The sequence below is a fragment of the Pseudomonas ekonensis genome, from assembly GCF_019145435.1.
In the GTDB taxonomy this organism is placed as follows: Bacteria; Pseudomonadota; Gammaproteobacteria; order Pseudomonadales; family Pseudomonadaceae; genus Aquipseudomonas; species Aquipseudomonas ekonensis.
This window is the reverse complement of record NZ_JAHSTS010000002.1, coordinates 1,925,152-1,943,859: the sequence shown is the minus strand read 5'-3', so window position 1 is coordinate 1,943,859 and position 18,708 is coordinate 1,925,152. Positions and strand designations below refer to the sequence as shown.

Annotated in this window: 12 protein-coding genes and 2 tRNA genes; 10 read left to right on the top strand and 4 right to left on the bottom strand. The window is 65.1% G+C overall.

Going from position 1 to position 18,708, the window contains the following annotated elements:
• Positions 1-66 precede the first annotated feature (66 nt).
• Complete coding sequence (locus KVG96_RS21895; RefSeq protein ID WP_217893895.1) at positions 67-2,001, top strand: methyl-accepting chemotaxis protein; 1,935 nt, start codon at positions 67-69, stop codon at positions 1,999-2,001.
• A 75-nt stretch (positions 2,002-2,076) separates the two neighbouring features.
• Here KVG96_RS21895 and KVG96_RS21890 read toward each other — a convergent pair whose 3' ends face one another.
• The 4 genes from KVG96_RS21890 to KVG96_RS21875 form a co-directional block, all read right to left on the bottom strand.
• Entirely contained in the window at positions 2,077-3,639 is a 1,563-nt protein-coding gene (locus KVG96_RS21890) for an ABC transporter permease (RefSeq protein ID WP_217893894.1), read from the bottom strand.
• Positions 3,639-4,649, bottom strand: a complete 1,011-nt coding sequence (locus KVG96_RS21885; protein ID WP_217893893.1) for an extracellular solute-binding protein — start codon at positions 4,647-4,649, stop codon at positions 3,639-3,641. Before KVG96_RS21885 ends, KVG96_RS21890 begins: the two co-directional genes overlap by 1 nt.
• Positions 4,650-4,921: 272 nt before the next feature.
• Positions 4,922-5,008 (bottom strand) — tRNA-Leu (locus KVG96_RS21880).
• Between the two features lie 165 nt (positions 5,009-5,173).
• A tRNA-Leu gene (locus KVG96_RS21875) sits at positions 5,174-5,260 on the bottom strand.
• Positions 5,261-5,487: 227 nt separating this feature from the next.
• Between KVG96_RS21875 and rnr the strand changes: the two genes are divergently transcribed.
• The 9 genes from rnr (at position 5,488) to KVG96_RS21830 (ending at position 18,672) form a co-directional block, all read left to right on the top strand.
• Positions 5,488-8,103, top strand: a complete 2,616-nt coding sequence (rnr, locus tag KVG96_RS21870; protein ID WP_217893892.1) for a ribonuclease R — start codon at positions 5,488-5,490, stop codon at positions 8,101-8,103.
• Positions 8,100-8,861: a 23S rRNA (guanosine(2251)-2'-O)-methyltransferase RlmB gene (gene rlmB / locus KVG96_RS21865; protein ID WP_217893891.1), complete on the top strand. Its 762-nt coding sequence runs from the start codon at positions 8,100-8,102 to the stop codon at positions 8,859-8,861. The genes rnr and rlmB overlap by 4 nt, the downstream gene beginning before the upstream one ends.
• 249 nt (positions 8,862-9,110) lie before the next feature.
• Positions 9,111-9,539 (top strand): 30S ribosomal protein S6, encoded by a 429-nt coding sequence (gene rpsF, locus KVG96_RS21860; RefSeq protein WP_085582873.1) that lies wholly within the window; start codon positions 9,111-9,113, stop codon positions 9,537-9,539.
• A gap of 28 nt (positions 9,540-9,567) precedes the next feature.
• Positions 9,568-9,798, top strand: a complete 231-nt coding sequence (rpsR, locus tag KVG96_RS21855; protein WP_002551829.1) for a 30S ribosomal protein S18 — start codon at positions 9,568-9,570, stop codon at positions 9,796-9,798.
• Between the two features lie 37 nt (positions 9,799-9,835).
• Positions 9,836-10,729: a hypothetical protein gene (locus KVG96_RS21850; RefSeq protein WP_217893890.1), complete on the top strand. Its 894-nt coding sequence runs from the start codon at positions 9,836-9,838 to the stop codon at positions 10,727-10,729.
• A 21-nt stretch (positions 10,730-10,750) separates the two neighbouring features.
• Positions 10,751-11,197 carry a 50S ribosomal protein L9 gene (rplI, locus tag KVG96_RS21845; RefSeq protein ID WP_085582869.1) on the top strand — a complete coding sequence of 149 codons (447 nt, stop codon included), beginning with the start codon at positions 10,751-10,753 and terminating at the stop codon, positions 11,195-11,197.
• A gap of 135 nt (positions 11,198-11,332) precedes the next feature.
• A complete protein-coding gene (gene dnaB / locus KVG96_RS21840; RefSeq protein ID WP_085582867.1) occupies positions 11,333-12,730 on the top strand; it encodes a replicative DNA helicase in 1,398 nt (465 codons plus the stop codon).
• A 123-nt stretch (positions 12,731-12,853) separates the two neighbouring features.
• The gene (locus KVG96_RS21835) at positions 12,854-15,157 is read left to right on the top strand and encodes a YgiQ family radical SAM protein (protein ID WP_217893889.1); all 2,304 of its coding nucleotides are present in this window, start codon (positions 12,854-12,856) and stop codon (positions 15,155-15,157) included.
• Positions 15,158-15,396: 239 nt separating this feature from the next.
• Positions 15,397-18,672 carry a transglutaminase family protein gene (locus KVG96_RS21830; protein WP_217893888.1) on the top strand — a complete coding sequence of 1,092 codons (3,276 nt, stop codon included), beginning with the start codon at positions 15,397-15,399 and terminating at the stop codon, positions 18,670-18,672.
• Positions 18,673-18,708 lie beyond the last annotated feature (36 nt).

Below are 18,708 nucleotides of genomic sequence, written 5' to 3'. Positions count from 1 at the left end.
CTTTGCTGCAAATATCCCCACAAGAAGTGCCATCAATTTAATGGCGTCAAAGTAGAGGGATTCAAAGTGTCGGCCGTTCTCTCACTGTTACAAAGCCGTTTGCTGCGGCCTGTGTTCGTTACCCTCGGTATCGCCCTTTTGGTGCAAGTGCTGGTGGCCGTTGCCCTGACACGGAGCACCGTCACGGCGCTGGAAGCCGACCTCGGCACACGCCTGGGCGCCGACAGCCAGAAACTCTCCGGCGAACTGGAGCAGGCCGGGCGCGAAGTCACCTCCAGCCTCGATACGCTCTCGACCAATACCCGCCAGCGACTCACCGCCGGCCTGTCCTCGCGCCTGAAGGACGAGCAGGCCCAACTGCGTGCGACCCTGGAAAAGGACCTGAAGGACTCGGCCAACGACATGGCCCAATTGCTGGCCTCGGTCGCGCCCCGCGCCATGTGGGACAGCGACGTGCCGACCCTGTCCGAGTTCGCCCGCCGGGCCCAGCGCAATCCCAACGTGCTGTTCGTGGTCTACGACGACGCCACCGGCCAGCACCTGACCCGTTACCTCAACCGCGAAAACCCGATCAACAAGACATTGCTGGAGAAAGGCCAGGGCGAGCGGGCGCTGGACAAGCTGCTGGATGCGGCCAAGCGCGATCCGTCGGTGTTTTACCTCGAGGCCTCGATCAACCCCAACGGCGTGGAGATCGGCAAAGTGCTGATGGGCGTCTCGACGGCGTCGGTGGATGCCGACCTGGCCGCCCTCGACCAGCGCTTCTCGGCCCTGATCGCCAGCAGCGACCAGTTGGTCGGCGACAGCCTCAAGGGCGCCGCCGCCGACAGCGCAGCGGCCATGCGTGCGCGCCTGCAATCGGCGCAGACCACGGCCGCGGAAATGAAGGCCAACACCGCCAGCACCGTGCAGGATGCCGCCGCCACGCTGCGCTGGCGCATCGGCATGGGCCTGGCGCTGGTGGGGTGCGGCGTGTTGCTGTTGCTGGCGGTGGTGCTGGGGCACCGGGTGGTCAACCGTCTGAAGATGCTCAACGCCGCGATGGACGACCTGGCGGCGGGCGAGGGTGACCTGACCAAGCGTGTGCAGATCAACAGCAAGGACGAGATCGGCGACATGGCCTCGGCGGTCAACCGCTTTGTGGATAAGTTGCAGCCGATCGTGCGCGAGGCGGGGGATGTGGCCCAGCGCACGGGCGTGGAGATCGGCGCGATGACCCTGCGCAATGCCGGCGCCGACGCGGCGGCCGGCATGCAGCGCGATGAGGTCGCCGAAAGCCTGCGGGCGTTGTCGCAGATGGCCGACGAGGCGCAGTCGGAAAGCCAGGCCATGCAGGCGGCGCTGCAGCAGGTGGTCGACATCCGTCAGGCCACCGACGAGAACACCCGCACTTCGGCCAAGGTCGGCGGCCTGATCGAGGCGTTGGCGGGGCAGGTCGACACCGGGGCGAAAGTCATCGAGCGCCTGGCCCAGCAGAGCGAGCAGATCGAAGTGGTGTTGACCGTGATTCACGGCATCGCCGAACAGACCAACCTGCTGGCGCTCAACGCGGCCATCGAGGCGGCGCGGGCCGGCGAGACCGGGCGCGGGTTCGCGGTGGTGGCGGACGAAGTGCGGGCGCTGGCGAGCAAGACCCAAAGCTCCACCGGCGACATCCAGGCGCACATCGTGGCCTTGCAGCAGGGCGCCCGCGAGGCGGTGGACGCTATCGGCCAGGCCGGGCGCCAGGCCAGCGAAGGTTTGCTGGTGCTGCGCGACAGCGCGCGGTTGCAGCAGTCGGTGCAGGCGTCGGTCGAGCAGGTGCATGCGGCCATCGGCCTGGCCACCCAGGCGGCGGCGCATCAGGCGCAGGGCGCGCAGGCGGTGCGCGGGCGGGTCGAGACGATCCATGCCCAGGCCGAGAAAGCGGCTCAGGCGGTGCAGGAGACCACGGCCAGCGGCAAGGTGCTGGACGGGTTGGCGGCGCAGCTCAAGGCGAGCCTGGGGCAGTTCCGGGCCTAGGGCTGACGCCATCGCCGGCAGGCTGGCCCCCGCACGGGATCTGTGCGCGACACAGATTCCGTGTGGGGAGCGTGCTCAGCGGCTCAGGTACATCCGGGTGGTCAGCAGGTAGACCGGCAACCCCGACACCACGATCAGCAGCGCCGCATAAGGCGCCGCTGCCGCAAACTCCACGTTCGCCGTATGCGCCCACACTTCGGTGGCCAGGGTGTTGAGTCCGGTCGGGCTCAGCAGCAGCGTCGCGGTCAGTTCCTTCATCGCATCCAGGAACACCAGTGCGAACGCTGCGCCCAGCGCCGGGAAGATGATCGGCAAGGTCACCCGGCAGAACGCGGTGAAGGACGATGCGCCCAGCGTGCGCGCCGCCTCTTCCAGCTGCGGCGCGGCCTTGTTCAGCGCCGTGCGGATCGGTGCCTGGGCCAGCGGCAGGAACAGCAAGGCGTAGGCGATCAGCAGCAGCGCGCAAGTCTGGTAGAGCGCCGGCACGTAATGCAGGGCGAAGTACACCAGCGTGAGCGCGATCACCAGGCCCGGCAGCGCATGCAGCAGGTACGGCAGGCGCTCGGCCCAGATCGCCAGCCGGCCCTTGTGGCGCACCACCAGCAAGCCGACCGGCACCGCCAGCACCAGGCACAGCGCCGCGCCGCCGAGCGACAGCGCCAGCGACGACAGCAACGCTTCAGTGATGGCGGCGACCGGGAACGCGGCCGAGGAGCCCACGGCCAGCCAGTAGCCCAGCATGCCGAGGGGGATGCCGCTGCCCGCGACCGCCAGCAACAGGCAGTACGACTGGCCGGCGATCGCCCAGGCACCGAGGCGCACCTGTTCGGCCCGTCGCGCGGCGCCCTGGCCGGTGCGCACGTGCCGGCCCTTGCCGCGCATGCGCAGTTCCAGCCAAAGCAGGGTCAGGCACAGGGCAAGCAGCACGGCCGACAGCATGGCCGCGTTGGCGTTGCTGAATTCCAGTTCGAACTGCTGATAGATCGCGGTGGTGAAGGTCTGCAGGCCGATGATCGACAGCGCGCCGAACTCCACCAGCATGTGCAGCGCAATCAGCAGCGAACCTGCCAGCAGCGATGGCCAGAGCAGCGGCAGGGTGACGCGCAAGAACACACCCCGGCGGCTCTGCCCCAGCGTGCGGGCCGACTCTTCCAGGGACGGGTCGAGGTTGCGCAGCGTCGCCGCGACCGGCAGGAAGATCAGCGGATACTTCGACAGGCTCATCACCAGGATCGCCCCGCCGAGACCTTCGAACTGCGCGCTCAGGGACACCCAGGTGAAGCTGCTGACGAACGCCGGCACGGCGAACGGCAGACACAGGATCACACCCCACAGGCGCCGTCCCGGCAGGTTGCTGCGCTCCAGCAGCCAGGCCAGCGACAGGCCGATCACGCCGCAGGCCAGCGTCACGCCGACCATCAGCGCCAGGGTGTTGCGCAGCAGGCCGAACACGTAGGGGCGCCACAGCAGGTGCAGCGCCTGTGACCAGCCGGCCTGCCAGGCCTTGAGGCCGACATAGGCCAGCGGCAGCAGGCTCAGCACCACCAGCAGCAACACCGGTAACAGCAGCCAGACCGATGGCCGTCTGCGCCGCGGCATGTAGTCGCCGCGCGTTGGGGCGGAGAGCGGGGTGTCCATCAGTTCAGGCCGACTTCACGTTCCAGGTCCAGCGCCTCTTCGGCGTTGCCGAGGTCGGCCGGGGTCACGTCCGGCGCTTCCAGCTCGCTGAACGGCTTGAGCCCGCGATCCGATTCCATGCCTTTGTGCAGCGGGTACTCGGCGGTGGTCTGGGTAATCACGCGCTGGCCTTCTTCGCTGGCCATGTAGGCGAGCAGTTGCTGGGCTTCCGTGGGGTGCTTGCTGGATTTAAGGACCGCGGCGCTGGACACGGTGATCAGCCCGCCGACGTCGCCGCCGGTGAAGTAGTGCAGTTTCGAATCCAGCTTGCCTTTCTCGCGCTGAAGCGCGAACCAGTAGTAGTTGTTCACCAGCACGGTGGCCACTTCGCCGTTTTCCACAGCCTTGAGGGCGACCATGTTGTTGCTGTAGGTCTTGCCGAAGGCACGCAGGCCGGTCAGCCATTCTTCGGCGGCTTCGCGGCCGTGCTTTTTGATGATGGCCACGGCCTGTTCCTGGAAGGCGCCGCTGGTCGGGACGAAGCCGACCTTGCCTTGCCATTGCGGGTCGGCGAAGTCCAGCACCGACTTGGGCAGGTCTTTCTCATCGATCAGCTTGGGGTTGAACGCCACGACGCGCACCCGCGCGGTGACGCCGATCCAGGTGCCGTTGCCGGCGACGTACTCTTTGGGCAGCACCGCCAGGGTGGTGTCGTCGGCCTTGGCCAGCAGGCCCAGTTCGCCCAGGTTGTTCAGGGGCGGGGACTCTTCGGTGTAGATCACGTCGGCGGGAGAGCGGTCGCCTTCTTCGATGACCTGGCTGGCGAGCTGGTTGCTGCTGCCTTTGCGCACGTTGACGTGGATGCCGGTCTTGGCTTCGAAGGCCTTGGCGACCGCGTCGCCGACTTCCTTGTGCTGGCCGTTGTAGAGCGTCAGGGCGACTGCGTCGGCAGCCTGGGTGAGGGGAGTGGCGAGTGCCAGGCCGAGCAGGGTGAAGGTCAAGCCGCGGCGCAGGGTATTTCGAAGCATCATTCGCAGGGTTCCTCACTGTCGCATTGCAAAAACTTGCAACAATGATAAACGAGTTTTGTTCTCAAATGCGCCTTGAGGTTGGGGCGAGGGTTTGTTAAGGGGAGGGAGACTGTGGCGAGGGAGCTTGCTCCCGCTCGGCTGCGAAGCAGTCGACATCTGGCGTATGGCTAAACTGAGGCGGGCTATGCCCGCCAGCGGGAGCAAGCTCCCTCACCACAGGAACTTTCAAACGCCGGAAACGAAAAAACCCGCTTTCGCGGGTTTTTCTGAATTGGTGCCCAGGAGAAGACTCGAACTTCCACGACCGTAAGGTCACCAGCACCTGAAGCTGGCGTGTCTACCAATTTCACCACCTGGGCTTCTCAATCAGCGATGTCGCTGTTGATGTCGCGCACTATACGGAGCGCATTTTGATCTGTAAACCCCTGATTTGATTTTAATAAATCTTCTTTTGCAAATCGGGAGGGCAGAATGCAAAAAACCCGCTTTCGCGGGTTTTTTGTGTGAGTCACGAGACTCGAAATTGGTGCCCAGGAGAAGACTCGAACTTCCACGACCGTAAGGTCACCAGCACCTGAAGCTGGCGTGTCTACCAATTTCACCACCTGGGCAGCTTCGTCAACGTGTCTGCGTTGTCGATGGCGCGCACTATACGGAGCGTCTTTTTAACTGTAAACCCCTGGCGCGCAAAAAAATGGTTTTTTTTACCGGCGGCGTGCAAAACGCTTTGGCGGGGCCGATACAAGGCATCAGATGGGCCTCTATAGAGCGTGAAATTTCCCGTTTCATGGCGCCTATGCCAAACTAGCCCGCATATAGACAAGGTGAAAACTCTCTAATGGCCGATTGGCAGTCCCTCGATCCCGAGGCCGCTCGTGAAGCGGAAAAATACGAAAACCCCATTCCCAGCCGCGAACTGATCCTGCAGCACCTTGCTGACCGGGGTTCGCCCGCTGCCCGCGAAGAGCTGGTCGAAGAGTTCGGTCTGACCACCGAAGACCAGATCGAAGCCCTGCGCCGCCGCCTGCGTGCGATGGAGCGCGACGCCCAGCTGATCTACACCCGCCGCGGCACCTATGCGCCGGTGGACAAGCTCGACCTGATCCTGGGCCGCATCAGCGGTCACCGCGACGGCTTCGGCTTCCTGGTGCCGGACGACGGCTCCGAGGACCTGTTCATGAGCCCGGCGCAGATGCGCCTGGTGTTCGACGGCGACCGTGCCCTGGCCCGGGTGTCCGGTGTCGACCGTCGCGGCCGCCGTGAAGGCGTGATCGTCGAAGTGGTCTCCCGCGCCCACGAAAGCATCGTCGGCCGTTACTTCGAAGAAGGCGGCATCGGTTTCGTCGTGGCCGACAACCCGAAGATCCAGCAGGAAGTGCTGGTGACGCCGGGCCGCAACGCCAATGCCCAGATCGGTCAGTTCGTCGAGGTGAAGATCACCCACTGGCCGACCCCGCGCTTCCAGCCCCAGGGCGATGTGATCGAAGTCGTCGGCAACTACATGGCGCCGGGCATGGAGATCGATGTCGCCCTGCGCACCTACGACATTCCGCACGTCTGGCCCGAGGCGGTGGTCAAGGAAGCCCGCAAGCTCAAGCCTGAAGTCGAAGAGAAGGACAAAGAGAAGCGCATCGACCTGCGCCATCTGCCGTTCGTCACCATCGACGGCGAAGACGCCCGGGACTTCGACGACGCGGTCTACTGCGAAGCCAAGCCCGGCAAGCTGCGCCTGTTCTCCGGCGGCTGGAAGCTGTATGTGGCGATCGCCGACGTTTCCAGCTACGTGAAGATCGGTTCGGCGCTGGACGCCGAGGCCCAGGTTCGCGGCAACTCGGTGTACTTCCCCGAGCGCGTGGTGCCGATGCTGCCGGAAGAGCTGTCCAACGGCCTCTGCTCGCTGAATCCGCACGTCGACCGGTTGGCCATGGTCTGCGAGATGACCATCTCCAAGTCCGGCGAAATGACCGACTACTGCTTCTATGAAGCGGTGATCCACTCCCACGCGCGCCTGACCTACAACAAGGTCAGCGCGATGCTGGAAACGCCGAAAGCCGCCGAAGGGCGCAAGCTGCGCGGCGAATACACCGACATCGTGCCGCACCTCAAGCAGCTGTATGCGCTGTACAAAGTGCTGCTGGCTGCCCGTCACGTACGCGGCGCGATCGATTTCGAGACCCAGGAAACCCGGATCATCTTCGGTTCCGAGCGCAAGATCGCCGAAATCCGTCCGACCACCCGCAACGACGCGCACAAGCTGATCGAGGAATGCATGCTGGCGGCCAACGTGGCCACCGCCGAATTCCTGCAGAAGCATGAGATCCCCGCGCTGTACCGCGTCCACGACGGCCCGCCGCCGGAGCGTCTGGAAAAGCTGCGCGCGTTCCTCGGCGAGCTCGGCCTGTCCCTGCACAAAGGCAAGGAAGGCCCGACGCCGAAGGACTACCAAGCCCTGTTGGCGGGGATCAAGGACCGTCCGGATTTCCACCTGATCCAGACCGTGATGCTGCGCTCCCTGAGCCAGGCGGTGTACAGCGCCGAGAACGACGGCCACTTCGGCCTGAACTACGAAGCCTACACCCACTTCACGTCGCCGATCCGCCGCTACCCGGATCTGCTCACGCACCGGGCCATCCGCAGCGTGATCCATTCGAAGCAGAACACTCCGCACGTACGCCGTGCCGGTGCGATGAGCATTCCGAAGGCGCGCATCTATCCGTACGACGAGGCGGCGCTGGAGCAGCTCGGCGAGCAATGCTCGATGAGCGAGCGCCGTGCCGACGAGGCCACCCGCGACGTGGTGAACTGGCTCAAGTGCGAGTTCATGAAAGACCGCGTGGGCGAATCGTTCCCGGGCGTGATCACTGCCGTGACCGGTTTCGGCCTGTTCGTCGAGCTGACCGACATCTACGTCGAAGGCCTGGTGCACGTCACCGCGCTGCCGGGCGACTACTACCACTTCGACCCTGTGCACCACCGCCTGGCCGGTGAGCGCACCGGTCGCAGCTTCCGCCTGGGCGACACCGTGGAAGTGCGCGTCATGCGCGTCGACCTCGACGAGCGCAAGATCGACTTCGAGATGGCGGAGAAGACCGTCAACGCACCGGTCGGCCGCAAGAAACGCAGCACCGAAACCGCCGCGCCGGCCGCCAAGGCCGCCGCCGAACCGGCTCCGGCGCCGACGAAGACCGCCAGCCGCCGTCCGGCCAAGGAAAAGGCGTCCGATGCCTACCGTCCGAGCGATGCGGTGGCGAAGAACGCCGAAGTGCGCAAAAGCCGCGAAATGAAGAAAGCGCTGCTGGCGGAAGCCAAGAGCGGCGGCAAGGCGCCAGCCGGGGGCAAGGCCGGACGGTCGGCGCCGGGCAGCAAGCCAAGCAAACACCGCAAGGGCCCGCCGAAGTCGGGCTCCGCTCCGGCCAAAAGCGGCGGGGCGCGTAAACCCAAGGCCAAATCATGAGTCAGCTGGAAAAAATCTACGGTGTGCACGCGGTAGAAGCGTTGCTGCGTCACCATCCCAAGCGCGTCAAGCAGATCTGGCTGGCCGAAAGCCGCAATGATCCGCGCGTGCAGCCGCTGATCGAGCTGGCCAACGAGAACCGCGTTCCGGTCGGCCAGGCCGAGCGCCGCGAAATGGACGCCTGGGTCGAGGGCGTTCACCAAGGCGTGGTGGCGGAAGTCAGCCCGAGCCAGGTCTGGGGCGAGGCGATGCTCGACGAACTGCTCGACCGCACCGAAGGCGCGCCGCTGTTGCTGGTGCTCGACGGCGTGACCGACCCGCACAACCTAGGCGCCTGCCTGCGTTCGGCGGATGCCGCCGGTGCGCTGGCGGTGATCGTGCCCAAGGACAAGTCCGCGACCCTGACCCCTGTCGTGCGCAAGGTCGCCTGCGGTGCGGCGGAAGTGATTCCGCTGGTGGCCGTGACCAACCTGGCGCGCACCCTGGAGAAACTCCAGCAGCGCGGCCTGTGGATCGTCGGCACGGCGGGCGAGGCTGAAACCAGCCTTTACGACCAGGACCTGACCGGTCCGACCATCCTGATCATGGGCGCCGAAGGCAAGGGCATGCGTCGCCTGACCCGCGAGCACTGCGACTACCTGGTGAACCTGCCGATGGCCGGCAGCGTCAGCAGCCTCAACGTGTCCGTGGCCACCGGCGTGTGCCTGTTCGAGGCCCAGCGTCAGCGTCGGGCCAAGGCTGCTTCACGCAAGCCGTAAGCGCCGAGCTGCAAGCCTCAAGCTAAAAACGGTCCTGAGGCTCAATGCTTGCGGCTTACGGCTCAATGCTTGCCGCTGCTGCTCAAATAATCACCAATTGCCTTGCGCCTGCGCAGCCCCTTCTCTACAATTGCGCCCCTTGCTGTGACGGCAGGCACGCATGTGCCCCGCGCCGGCAAGTCCACAAGTGTCATTCACTCCTTGTCTGACCGTTTTCAAGCGGCAGGCTACAACCCGTAAGGAGCATTCATGCGTCATTACGAAATCATCTTTCTGGTCCACCCTGACCAGAGCGAGCAAGTCGGCGGCATGGTTGAGCGTTACACCAAGCTGATCGAAGAAGACGGCGGCAAAATCCACCGTCTGGAAGACTGGGGCCGTCGTCAACTGGCCTACGCAATCAACAATGTTCACAAGGCTCACTACGTGATGCTGAACGTTGAGTGCACCGGCAAGGCCCTGGCCGAGCTGGAAGACAACTTCCGCTACAACGATGCTGTGATCCGTAACCTGGTCATCCGTCGCGACGAAGCCATCACCGGCCAGTCCGAGATGCTCAAGGCTGAAGAAAACCGCAGTGAGCGCCGTGAGCGTCGCGAGCGTCCTGAGCACGATGTCAACGCCGACGGCGACGACAGCGATAGCGACAGCGACAACAGCGATAACGCTGACGAGTAATCCACGGATCTTTTGAGGAGCCTATTACATGGCACGTTTCTTCCGTCGTCGTAAATTCTGCCGCTTCACCGCTGAAGACGTGAAGGAGATCGATTACAAAGATCTCAACACTCTGAAAGCCTACGTATCCGAGACCGGCAAAATCGTTCCAAGCCGCATCACCGGTACCAAAGCTCGTTATCAGCGTCAGCTGGCCACCGCTATCAAGCGCGCCCGCTTCCTGGCCCTGCTGGCCTACACCGACAGCCACGGCCGCTGAGACCGGGTCAGTCGACAAGTAGCAAAGGATTGAATGCATGCGCGCCTTAGCTGAATTCATCATGCGCGGCCGTATGCAGGCCACTCTCGTGGTGGCCGGATGTGCAACATTGCCGTTGTTGTATTGGTTGGGTGCCGCCGCCGGGAGCCTGGTGCTTCTGCGGCGCGGATTGACGGACGCCCTGGGCGTTCTGTCGCTGGGACTGCTGCCGGCATTGCTCTGGTGGCTGTTTGCCGATGACCCGCGGGCGCTTCTGGTGCTGCTGGGGTCTTCGGGGCTTGCGCTGGTGTTGCGCGCAAGCGAGTCCTGGTTCCGCGTGCTGCTGGTCAGCGTGGCGATGGGCGTGGTGTTTTCAGTGGTGCTCGGGGCAGCGTTCGCGCCCCAGATCGAGATGCTCGCGCAGGCCTTGATAAAGGTCATGCCGGCGCTTCTCGGTGATGCCTACCGGCAGTTGTCGGTGGACGAGCAAGCGCGTTTCGCGTCGCTGATCGCACCGGTCCTGACCGGCCTGATTGCGGCCCTGTTGCAGATCGTCAGCGTGCTGAGCCTGATTGTCGGGCGTTATTGGCAGGCGATGCTGTACAACCCGGGTGGTTTTGGTCGCGAGTTCCGCGCCATCCGGATCCCGCTGGGGCCGGCGATGTTGCTGCTGGCGTTGATGCTTCTGGGCCCGAACCTCGGTGCGCAGATGGCCATGTTGACGCCGTTGTGCAGCGTACCGCTGGTGTTCGCCGGGCTGGCCCTGATTCACGGGCTGGTGGCGCAAAAGCGACTGGCCGGTTTCTGGCTGGTGGGGTTGTACGTGACGCTGTTGCTGTTCATGCAGCTGATCTATCCGTTGCTCGTGGTTCTGGCCATTGTCGACAGCCTGATTGATTTTCGCGGTCGTCACGTGTCGAAAGACACCGATAACGCGAACGGTGAAGGTTAAAAGTTAAGAGGTTAATACCAAATGGAACTGATCCTGCTGGAAAAAATCGCCAACCTGGGCAACCTGGGCGACAAAGTAAAGGTTAAGGCCGGCTACGGTCGTAACTACCTGCTGCCTTTCGGCAAGGCCACCGCTGCGACCGCCGCCAACCTGGCTGCGTTCGAAGAGCGTCGCGCCGAGCTGGAAAAAGCCGCAGCAGACCGTAAGGCTTCGGCTGAAAGCCGCGCTGCCCAACTGGCCGAGCTGGAAGTGACCATCACTGCCACCGCTGGCGACGAAGGCAAGCTGTTCGGTTCGATCGGCACCCACGACATCGCTGACGCACTGACCGCCTCGGGCGTTGAAGTCGCGAAGAGCGAAGTTCGTCTGCCGAACGGCACCATCCGCAACGTGGGTGAATTCGACGTGGCCGTGCACCTGCACGCCGAAGTCGAAGCCACCGTACGCGTTGTCGTGGTAGCGGCTTAAGCGACACCTGATCGGCTGGCGGCTTGTCCGTCAGACGGTTAACATCGGGCACGATCCTGTTCGCAGGTCGTGCCCTTTGTCTTTCTGGCATATCCCGTTTCCACACCCCTGCTTTTCCTGAATAACCAAGTGGCCATGAACGAAATCTCTGCTCCCGAGCAATACGATCTGCAAACCGCCGCCCTGAAGGTGCCGCCGCACTCCATCGAGGCCGAACAGGCCGTGCTCGGTGGTTTGATGCTGGACAACAACGCCTGGGAACGCGTGCTCGATCAAGTCTCCGACGGCGATTTCTACCGGCATGACCACCGTTTGATCTTCCGCGCGATCGCAAGGCTGGCCGACCAGAACCTGCCGATCGACGTCGTGACCCTGTCCGAACAGCTGGACAAGGAAGGCCAGACCGCCCAGGTCGGCGGCCTCGGCTATTTGGGTGAACTGGCGAAGAACACGCCGTCCGTCGCCAACATCAAGGCGTATGCGCAGATCGTCCGCCAGCGGGCGACGCTGCGTCAGCTGATCGGCATCAGCAACGACATCGCCGACAGCGCCTTCAACCCCGAAGGCCGCACCGCCGAAGAGATCCTCGACGAGGCCGAGCGGCAGATCTTCCAGATCGCCGAGGCGCGTCCCAAGACCGGCGGCCCGGTGGGGGTCAACGACCTGCTGACCAAGGCCATCGACCGCATCGACACCCTGTTCAACACGTCCGACGCGATCACCGGCCTGTCCACCGGCTACACCGACCTGGACGAGAAGACCAGCGGCCTGCAGCCCGCCGACCTGATCATCGTCGCGGGCCGTCCGTCGATGGGCAAGACCACCTTCGCGATGAACCTGGTGGAAAACGCCGTGCTGCGCAGCGACAAGGCCGTGCTGGTGTACTCCCTCGAGATGCCAGGCGAATCGCTGATCATGCGTATGCTCTCGTCCCTGGGCCGCATCGACCAGACCAAGGTGCGTTCCGGCCAGCTGGAGGACGACGACTGGCCGCGCCTGACCTCGGCGGTCAACCTGCTCAACGACCGCAAGCTGTTCATCGACGACACCGCCGGCATCAGCCCCTCGGAAATGCGCGCCCGCACCCGGCGCCTGGTGCGCGAGCACGGCGACATCGGCCTGATCATGATCGACTACCTGCAACTGATGCAGATTCCGGGCTCCAGCGGCGACAACCGCACCAACGAGATTTCCGAGATCTCCCGGTCCCTGAAGGCCCTGGCCAAGGAATTCAATTGCCCGGTGGTGGCGCTGTCGCAGCTCAACCGCTCCCTGGAGCAACGTCCGAACAAGCGTCCGGTGAACTCCGACCTCCGGGAATCCGGAGCGATCGAGCAGGACGCCGACGTGATCATGTTCGTGTACCGGGACGAGGTGTACCACCCGGAGACCGAGCACAAAGGCATCGCCGAAATCATCATCGGCAAGCAGCGTAACGGCCCGATCGGCTTCATCCGGCTGGCGTTCATCGGCAAGTACACCCGGTTCGAGAACCTGGCGCCGGGCAGCTACAACTTCGACGACGACGAATAACCCTCGCCACAGGGGGAAAGTGTGGCGGCTGAGAATTTCCGACCATGGCCGTCGGAATTGGTCAAAATTTGTGCTATATTCCGCGCCCGCGAAATTCCATGAAAGCCAACACCGGTTATCGACATGCAAGCAGCCAAGCCGTTATTTGACTATCCGAAGTACTGGGCCGAATGTTTCGGGCCGGCGCCGTTCCTGCCGATGAGCAGGGAGGAGATGGATCAGCTCGGCTGGGACTCCTGCGACATCATCATCGTCACCGGCGATGCCTACGTCGACCATCCGTCGTTCGGCATGGCGATCATCGGCCGCCTGCTGGAAGCCCAGGGCTTTCGCGTAGGGATCATCGCGCAGCCGAACTGGCAGTCCAAGGACGACTTCATGAAGCTCGGCGAGCCGAACCTGTTCTTCGGCGTCGCGGCCGGCAACATGGACTCGATGATCAACCGCTACACCGCCGACAAGAAAATCCGCTCCGACGACGCCTACACGCCCGGCGGCATGGCCGGCATGCGTCCGGACCGCGCGAGCCTGGTCTACAGCCAGCGCTGCAAGGAAGCCTACAGGCACGTGCCGATCGTGCTCGGCGGCATCGAAGCCTCGCTGCGCCGCATCGCCCACTACGATTACTGGCAAGACCGCGTGCGCAACTCGATCCTGATCGACGCCAGCGCCGACATCCTGCTGTACGGCAACGCCGAGCGGGCCATCGTCGAGGTCGCCCAGCGCCTGTCCTACGGCCAGAAGATCGAAGACATCACCGATGTGCGCGGCACCGCGTTCATCCGCCGCGACACCCCGCAGGGCTGGTACGAAGTCGACTCCACGCGCATCGACCGCCCGGGCAAGATCGACAAGATCATCAACCCGTACGTCAACACCCAGGACACCGCCGCCTGCGCCATCGAGCAGGAAAAAGGCCCGGTCGAAGACCCGCAGGAAGCCAAGGTCGTGCAGATCCTGGCGAGCCCGAAGATGACCCGGGACAAGACCGTGATCCGCCTGCCGTCCATGGAAAAGGTGCGCAACGACCCGGTCCTGTACGCCCACGCCAACCGCGTGCTGCACCTGGAGACCAACCCCGGCAACGCCCGTGCGCTGGTGCAGCGGCACGGCGAGACTGACGTCTGGTTCAACCCGCCGCCGATTCCGATGACCACCGAGGAAATGGACTACGTGTTCGGCATGCCGTACCAGCGCATTCCGCACCCGGCGTACGGCAAGGAAAAGATCCCGGCCTACGAGATGATCCGTTTCTCGGTGAACATCATGCGCGGCTGCTTCGGCGGCTGCACTTTCTGCTCGATCACCGAGCACGAAGGGCGGATCATCCAGAACCGCTCGGAAGAGTCGATCATCCGCGAGATCGAAGAGATCCGCGACAAGGTGCCGGGCTTCACCGGGGTCATCTCCGACCTCGGCGGCCCGACCGCGAACATGTACCGCATCGCCTGCAAGAGCCCGGAGATCGAATCCGCGTGCCGCAAGCCGTCCTGCGTGTTCCCCGGCATCTGCCCGAACCTGAACACCGACCACTCGTCGCTGATTCAGCTGTACCGCAGCGCCCGCGCGCTGCCGGGCGTGAAGAAGATCCTGATCGCCTCCGGCCTGCGCTACGACCTGGCGGTCGAGTCGCCGGAGTATGTGAAGGAGCTGGTGACCCACCACGTCGGCGGCTACCTGAAGATCGCCCCGGAGCACACCGAGGAAGGTCCGCTCAACCAGATGATGAAGCCGGGCATCGGCACCTATGACCGCTTCAAGCGCATGTTCGAGAAGTTCTCGAAGGAAGCGGGCAAGGAGCAGTACCTGATTCCGTACTTCATCGCCGCCCACCCGGGCACCACCGACGAAGACATGATGAACCTGGCCCTGTGGCTCAAGGGCAACGGCTTCCGCGCCGACCAGGTGCAGGCGTTCTACCCGTCGCCGATGGCCTCCGCCACCGCGATGTACCACTCGGGCAAGAACCCGCTGCGCAAGGTCACCTACAAGAGCGACGGCGTGACCATCGTCAAGAGCGAGGAGCAGCGCCGCCTGCACAAGGCGTTCCTGCGCTACCACGATCCGAAGGGCTGGCCGATGCTGCGCGAAGCGTTGCTGCGCATGGGCCGGGGCGACCTGATCGGTTCGGGCAAGCATCAGTTGATCCCGGCGCACCAGCCGGCCACCGACAGCTACCAGAGCGCCCGGCGCAAGAACTCGACGCCGGCCGGCAGCCACAAGGTGGCCAAGGAAAAGACCACCAAGATCCTCACCCAGCACACCGGCCTGCCGCCCCGCGGCAGCGACGGCGGCAACCCGTGGGACAAGCGCGAGAAGGCCAAGGCCGAAGCGTTCGCCCGCAACCAGCAGGCGGCCAAGGAACGCAAGGACGCCGCCAAGGGCAAGGGGCCCAAGCCTGCGCGCAAGCCGGTGGTGCCGCGCTGACGGGCATGTGAGCTGAACAGGACGCCAACCTTCGGGTTGGCGTCCTGCATTCCGGCCCCAAGAAACGGGTTGCCCGTACCGGCCTGCCACATTCAGGCGCGATTTCCCTGGCCCATTTCCGCCCGCCGCCCGATTTCGGTGCTGTACTGCCCTGTGCATTTTCGCTACGGCGCCCCAGCCCCCGCATGGCACAAGTCTTGCGCGCCGTTGACTACGCCCAGGCCCGCAGGAGGCACGCCGTGTCGATTCAAGTCGCCTTGCACCACGTCACGCATTACCGCTACGACCGCGCCGTCGAGCTCGGGCCGCAGATCGTCCGTCTGCGCCCGGCCGCCCACAGCCGCACGCGGATCCTGTCCTATGCGCTGAAGGTCATGCCCGGCCAGCACTTCATCAACTGGCAGCAGGATCCCCAGGGCAACTACCTGGCGCGGCTGGTGTTCCCGGAAAAGACCGACACGTTGCGCGTCGAAGTCGACCTGCTGGCGGAGATGGCGGTGTTCAACCCGTTCGACTTCTTCCTCGAGCCCTACGCCGAACGGATCCCCTTCGCCTACGGGGCCGACGAGCGCAAGGAACTGGCGCCGTACCTCGAAACCCTGGCGCCGACACCGAAGTTCAAGGCCTACCTCGACGGCATCGACCGCACGCCGCTGCCGGCCGTGGACTTTCTGGTGGCGCTCAACCAGCGCCTGAGCCAGGACATCAACTACCTGATCCGCCTGGAACCGGGCGTGCAGACCCCGGAGGACACCCTCGAACGCGCCTCCGGTTCCTGCCGCGATTCGGCATGGCTGCTGGTGCAGTTGCTGCGCCATCTCGGCTTGGCGGCGCGCTTCGTCTCCGGTTACCTGATTCAACTGACGGCGGATGTGAAAAGCCTCGACGGCCCGTCCGGCACCGAGGCGGATTTCACCGACCTGCACGCCTGGTGCGAGGTGTACCTGCCCGGCGCAGGCTGGATCGGCCTGGACGCCACGTCCGGGCTGTTCGCCGGTGAAGGCCACATTCCGCTGGCATGCAGTCCCGATCCGTCGTCGGCGGCACCGGTCAGCGGGCTGGTGGAGCCTTGCGGGTGCGAGTTCAGCCATGAAATGACCGTGGAGCGGATCCGGGAAACCCCGCGGGTCACCAAGCCCTACACCGACGGGCAGTGGCAGGCGATCCAGGCGCTGGGGCGGCGGATCGACGCCGACCTGCTCGCAGGCGATGTGCGCCTGACCATGGGCGGCGAGCCGACCTTCGTCTCCATCGACGACCCCGACGGCGCCGAATGGAACACCGCCGCCCTCGGCCCGGACAAGCGCCGGCTGTCCGCCGAACTGTTCCGGCGCCTGCGCGAACGTTACGCCCCAAACGGGCTGGTGCACTTCGGGCAGGGCAAGTGGTATCCCGGCGAGCAATTGCCGCGCTGGTCGCTGAACTGCCATTGGCGCCACGACGGCGTGCCGGTCTGGCGCAACGGCGCGCTGATCGCCGACGAGCGGCAGGATTACGGCGCCGACAGCGCGTTGGCCGGGCGCTTTCTGGCGAGCGTCGCCGAACGCTTGAGGTTGCCGGCGCGGTTCGTGTTCGCGGCCTACGAAGACAATCTCCATTACCTGTGGCGCGAGGGCGCCTTGCCGGTCAACGTCAGCGCCGAAGACCCACGGCTGGAAGATCCGTTGGAGCGGGCGCGCCTGCGCAAGGTCTTCGGCCAGGGGCTGGGCAAGGTGATCGGCCAGGTGCTACCGCTGGCGCGCACCGCCAAGGGCGACCAGTGGCAGAGCGGGCGCTGGTACCTGCGCGACGACCACTGCCGGCTCGTGCCGGGGGATTCGCCGCTGGGCTATCGCCTGCCGCTGGCGTCGCAGCCGTGGGTGAAGGCGGCGGAGTATCCGTACGTCCATCCCAACGACCCGAACCAGGACTTCCCCGACCTGCCGGACACGGCGCAGCTCAACCGGCACGGCGAGCCCGCCGAGGCCGACGAGCGCCGGCCGGCGGTGGATGCGTCGGCCGACTGGCTGACCCGCACCGCGCTGTGCGCCGAGCCGCGGGGCGGGCGCCTGTACCTGTTCATGCCGCCGCTGCCGCAGGCGGAGGACTATCTGGAACTGGTGGCGGCCATCGAGGCCACCGCCCAGGAGCTGGACTGCCCGGTGCTACTGGAAGGCTACGAGCCGCCGGCCGACCCGCGCCTGGCCAACTTTCGCATCACCCCGGATCCGGGGGTGATCGAAGTCAACGTCCAGCCGTCCGCCACCTGGGACGAATTGGTGGAACGCACGGAGTTCCTCTACGGGCAGGCGCGGCTGACCCGGCTGTCCACCGAGAAATTCATGATCGACGGCCGGCACACCGGCACCGGCGGCGGCAACCATTTCGTCCTCGGCGGGGCGACGCCGGCCGACTCGCCGTTCCTGCGCCGTCCCGACCTGCTGCGCAGCCTGATCGGCTACTGGCACAACCACCCGTCGCTGTCCTACCTGTTTTCCGGCCTGTTCATCGGCCCGACGTCCCAGGCGCCCCGGGTCGACGAGGCGCGCAACGACTCCCTGTACGAGCTGGAGATCGCCTTTGCGCAGATGCCGGCGCCGGGTGAGCAATGCCCGCCGTGGCGGGTGGACCGGCTACTGCGCAACTTGCTGATCGACGTCACGGGCAACACCCACCGCGCCGAGTTCTGCATCGACAAGCTGTATTCGCCGGACGGCGCCAGCGGACGCCTCGGCCTGCTGGAACTGCGCGCGTTCGAGATGCCGCCCCATGCGCGCATGAGCCTGGTCCAGCAACTGCTGCTGCGGGCGCTGGTGGCGCGGTTCTGGCGCGAGCCCTATGCGCCGCCGAAACTGGCGCGCTGGGGCACCGAACTGCACGACCGCTTCATGCTGCCGCACTTCATCGCGCAGGATTTCGCCGAGGTCATCGACGACCTCGACCGGGCCGGCTATCCGTTGCGGGCCGAATGGTTTGCGGCGCATCAGGCGTTCCGCTTCCCCAAACTCGGCGACTACGCCGTCAACGGCATCGAACTGCAACTGCACCAGGCCCTCGAGCCCTGGCATGTGCTGGGCGAAGAGGGCGGGGCGGGCGGTACGGTGCGTTACGTCGACTCCTCGCTGGAGCGCGTGCAGGTCAAGGTCGCAGGATGGGTGCCGCAGCGTCATCGGCTGACCTGCAACGGCGTGCCGGTGCCGCTGCACCCCACCGGGCGGGTCGGCGAATACGTGGCCGGGGTGCGGTTCCGCGCCTGGCAGCCGGCCAACTGCCTGCAACCGACCATCGGCGTGCACGCGCCCCTGGTGTTCGACCTGGTCGACACCTGGACCCAGCGTTCCCTCGGCGGCTGCCAGTACCACGTCGCCCATCCGGGCGGGCGCAACTTCGAGACGTTGCCGGTCAACGCCAACGAGGCGGAGAGCCGGCGCCTGGCGCGTTTCTTCCGCATCGGGCACACGCCGGGAAACATTCCGATAGCGCAAGCGGAAACGGACGACGAGTTTCCGCTGACTCTCGATTTGCGACGTTTCTGAACCGTACGCGACGCTCGGATTTTTCGTATATCCGGG

Bases quoted from the DNA above. Each gene is read 5' to 3' on its own strand.
- KVG96_RS21890 (WP_217893894.1), bottom strand. From the start codon at position 3,639: ATGGACACCCCGCTCTCCGCCCCAACGCGCGGCGACTACATGCCGCGG.
- KVG96_RS21885 (WP_217893893.1), bottom strand. From the start codon at position 4,649: ATGATGCTTCGAAATACCCTGCGCCGCGGCTTGACCTTCACCCTGCTC.
- rnr (WP_217893892.1), top strand. From the start codon at position 5,488: ATGGCCGATTGGCAGTCCCTCGATCCCGAGGCCGCTCGTGAAGCGGAA.
- rlmB (WP_217893891.1), top strand. From the start codon at position 8,100: ATGAGTCAGCTGGAAAAAATCTACGGTGTGCACGCGGTAGAAGCGTTG.
- rpsF (WP_085582873.1), top strand. From the start codon at position 9,111: ATGCGTCATTACGAAATCATCTTTCTGGTCCACCCTGACCAGAGCGAG.
- rpsR (WP_002551829.1), top strand. From the start codon at position 9,568: ATGGCACGTTTCTTCCGTCGTCGTAAATTCTGCCGCTTCACCGCTGAA.
- KVG96_RS21850 (WP_217893890.1), top strand. From the start codon at position 9,836: ATGCGCGCCTTAGCTGAATTCATCATGCGCGGCCGTATGCAGGCCACT.
- rplI (WP_085582869.1), top strand. From the start codon at position 10,751: ATGGAACTGATCCTGCTGGAAAAAATCGCCAACCTGGGCAACCTGGGC.
- dnaB (WP_085582867.1), top strand. From the start codon at position 11,333: ATGAACGAAATCTCTGCTCCCGAGCAATACGATCTGCAAACCGCCGCC.
- KVG96_RS21835 (WP_217893889.1), top strand. From the start codon at position 12,854: ATGCAAGCAGCCAAGCCGTTATTTGACTATCCGAAGTACTGGGCCGAA.